A 3,585-nucleotide genomic window follows, 5' to 3' on the forward strand; every position below is an offset into this window, starting at 1 on the left:
TGGTTTATTAACGGGTAAATACCTAAACGGTGCTCGCCCAGAAGGCTCCCGTTGGACCTTCATGCAGCGCAACGGTATTTTTAGAGATACACCCAATGCAGAGCAAGCCACTAAGCAGTATGTTGAGCTGGCTCATGCAAACAATATTACTCCAGCACAACTAGCACTCGCATGGTGTAACCAAGTAGATGGCGTAACCTCTTCAATTATTGGTGCAACAAGCATAGCCCAATTGAAAGAAGATATTGATGCATTTAACATCACGTTAAGCGACGAAATTCTTAGTGAGATTAACACTATATTTAAAAACTATCCTATGCCTTATTAAGCATGTACCAGTTAAAAGCAGCCTTGAACAAGGCTGCTTTTAAGTAAAATATTTGACCCTACTACAACCAACACTATACTTTAATTAAGTTTTCTTAATTCAACGAACACTTATCAATGCTGAGAAACGGATACTATGCATTTTGTCTATTAATTGTATTTAACGCGCATGCTGTTGAACAAAAATTACAGCCTCTAGAAGAAATTATTTGGCTGCAAAGTTACACGCCCCCTTTTCATATAGCTAAAAGCGAAAGTGCACCACAAGGCGGTATTTGCGACAACCTAACCGAGCAACTCATTAGAACCATAACAGATGTAAAACATACCCGCTTAATTGTCCCTCAGCAGCGTATAAATAAATATTTAAGTGAAGGAAAAAACGTATGCTTCCCGTGTGTTATTTATAAAAAACATAATAACCAACTACTTAACTACTCAAATCCAACAACGGTATATCCCCCATTTTCAATTATCACGACTAAAGAGCTAAAGCCCAAATTAGAAGAAAAGCACGGCTCGCCTATTCACCTTATTAATTTATTAACCGACCCGCAATACGTATACGGGCAAGCTGCTGCACGTAAATTTACAACTAAAATTAATACAATTATTGAAAATACAAAACGAGATAAAGAGTCGTCGTTAAGTTGGAGTAGCGAAAATGAAAGTCAGGCTGTTATAGCACGCTTGAGTCACGGCTTTTTAGACTACTCAATTGATTACCCGTTTATGGCCGATTACTTTAATAAACAAGGAGAATATACGAATATAGAGAGTGTACCAATTGCAGAAAATGACATTCAATTTATACGAGGAGCAATAGGTTGTGCGGCTAACGCACCTAATAATTTTGCACAGCAAGCGCTTAAAAAAATTAACCGCGCACTAAAAAACAATGTACTACAATCGCCTGAGTATCAACAAAGTCAGCATAATTGGCTTAAAACTACCTTTGCCGACTTTGATAAACACTACCAACAGCAAGTTATTAATTTTTACTTACTTGCCACTGATGCTCAAGTAAACACTGATCATTAGCATAAAGTGCAACAGCAAAAATACTTTTAGGCGTTACCTCGCCCACGCCCGAAGGTGTGCCTGTCATTACTACATCACCATCTTCTAAGCTCATAAATTCACTAATTTCTTGTAAAATTGAGTCCGGATTATGCAGCATAAAATGAGTATCGCCTTGCTGAACTACTTTATTATTAATTTTAAGTTCAAAGGTAAAGTGCTTCATTGCATCAGTTAGCGCTACAAAATCAGTTAAAATTACAGAGCCATCGAACGCTTTAGCGCGCTCCCATGGAAGTCCTTTATTTTTTAATTTACTTTGCACAGTACGCTTAGTTAAATCAAGGCCGAGTCCAACCCCTACAAATTTTTTATTTTTAACTACAAAACATAGCTCGGCTTCATAATGCAGTGTATCGCCGTTATGAGCCGCAAATAACGTATTTGTAATCGCGCTATTTGGTTTGTTGAATAAAACCATTTGATCTGGTGTTTCGTTGTTTAGCTCTGCAATATGTGCGGTATAGTTACGGCCAACACAGACTACTTTTGATGGTGTTAATTCTTCAGATACTAACTTTATTGAATGCATATAAATAATGTCTCAGTTATTAGCTAATAAGCGTTTCAAGTAAGCTCAAATTAATAGGTTTAAGTAAAACTCGGTCAATATTTAAATCTTTTATTTCTCTAGGGTCTGGCTCTGCGCCACTTACAATCACCAAGCGTAGCTCTGGATATCGCTCATTAACTTGCTGGCCTAAATCAATGCCACGCCCATCGGGTAAATGCATATCTAGCAATACCTTATTAAATTGCTGGTCGTGATTAAGTATTTGCAAACATTGTGCGCAGCTAGACGCAATGACCGTTTCAACACCTAAGCTTTCTAAAAGTAGCTCCGTAATTTGCGCTGCATCGTGATCGTCCTCAACAAGTAAAAAGCGCTGCTTTTTCTCGGTTAAGCCATTGCTACAATTTATATCTTTAGCTTGCGGTGCATGCTCTGGCGCTACCAAATAATCTTGCAAACTTTGGTATAAAGCCGCGCTATCAACAGGTTTTGGTATTACATCGTTAAAGCCTAGTGCAGCAAGCTCCTCATGTATGCCTTTCATAGTAGCGGCAGTGAGCGCGATTATTGGGCCTTTGTAACCCATTTTTCTAAGCTCTATGGTAGCTTCCTTGCCGCCCATTACAGGCATATGAATATCAATAAAAATAATATCGTAAGGCGCTTTATACGCATCTGCAATACGCACTTTTTCAAGCGCTTGTTGGCCATGTTCGGCATAATCGACGCGCGCACCACAAGTACTGATCATATGACCAACTAGCATGCGTAAATCACGTAAATCATCAACTACTAATACTCGCCCATGCACTTTGCATGGAGCCGATTTACTTTGTAGTTGCGGCGCACTACTAAAATTAAGTACCTGTCGTTCTACTTCGCTAATATCACCTGGGTAAACCGAAATAGTAAACGTAGAGCCTTTGCCAATTTCAGAATGCAAACTAATATCACCGTGCATACGTGCTAACAATTCAGCACATATTGCCAAGCCTAAGCCTGCGCCGCCTACAGAGCGTGATTCTACATCAGCTATTTGTTCAAATGGCTTAAATATCAGTTCTTGTTTTTCAGGGGCAATGCCCATGCCTGAGTCTTTAATGCTAAAAAACAGCATTTCGGTATCATCAACCCATTGCGTCCACGCATTAACAACAATTTCGCCTTTATCGGTAAATTTAACTGCATTGTTTATTAGGTTTATTAAAATTTGGCGAACTCTTGTTGCATCCAGTCGTGCAACCAAAGGCAATGGCTGATGAGATTCAAAGCGCAGCGTAAGGCCCTTATCAAGCACCGATACGCGCATTAGCGTGTATACATCGGCAAGCATGCTATCAAGGTTAACTTCGCTTAGGGTCAGCTCCAGTTTATCGGCGGCTATTTTAGATAAGTCGAGCACATCGTTTAACAGGCTCAATAAATGTTTACCGTTTCGATAAATAACACCTAGTTCATTTTCTGCTTGCTGACTGAAGTCGCTCTGCATTAACAGTTCGGTATAACCTAAAATAGACGATAGAGGAGTACGTAATTCGTGGCTTAGATGAGCTAGAAAGCGGTCTTTTGAGCGATTTTCGGCTTCGGCTTTTAAACGCTCTACTCGCTCACCTTCAACATCTTTACGAGCAAGTGCATAGCGAATAGCGCGTGCAAAGCGGCTC

At 39.7% G+C, this 3,585-nt stretch carries 4 protein-coding genes; 2 read left to right on the forward strand and 2 right to left on the reverse strand.

Annotation, left to right across the window (positions count from 1 at the left end):
* Both L654_RS0101300 and L654_RS0101305 read left to right on the forward strand, forming a co-directional pair.
* Positions 1-328, forward strand: a 328-nt coding sequence (locus L654_RS0101300; protein WP_029753439.1) for an aldo/keto reductase, incomplete at its 5' end; no start/stop codon positions are given.
* A 116-nt stretch (positions 329-444) separates the two neighbouring features.
* Entirely contained in the window at positions 445-1,368 is a 924-nt protein-coding gene (locus tag L654_RS0101305) for an ABC transporter substrate-binding protein (RefSeq protein WP_024607014.1), read from the forward strand.
* On the opposite strand, the gene L654_RS0101310 is transcribed toward L654_RS0101305, so the two are convergent.
* Positions 1,319-1,939, reverse strand: a complete 621-nt coding sequence (locus L654_RS0101310) for a fumarylacetoacetate hydrolase family protein (RefSeq protein WP_024607015.1) — start codon at positions 1,937-1,939, stop codon at positions 1,319-1,321. The genes L654_RS0101305 and L654_RS0101310 overlap by 50 nt on opposite strands.
* A 19-nt stretch (positions 1,940-1,958) precedes the next feature.
* On the reverse strand, positions 1,959-3,585 hold a 1,627-nt coding region (locus L654_RS0101315), incomplete at its 5' end, for a response regulator (protein ID WP_024607016.1).

It is taken from the genome of Pseudoalteromonas sp. TAB23 (assembly GCF_000498075.1).
GTDB classification, from domain to species: domain Bacteria; phylum Pseudomonadota; class Gammaproteobacteria; order Enterobacterales; family Alteromonadaceae; genus Pseudoalteromonas; species Pseudoalteromonas arctica.

Coding starts and splice junctions, on each gene's coding strand:
- L654_RS0101305 (WP_024607014.1), top strand. CDS start 445: ATGCTGAGAAACGGATACTATGCATTTTGTCTATTAATTGTATTTAAC.
- L654_RS0101310 (WP_024607015.1), bottom strand. CDS start 1,939: ATGCATTCAATAAAGTTAGTATCTGAAGAATTAACACCATCAAAAGTA.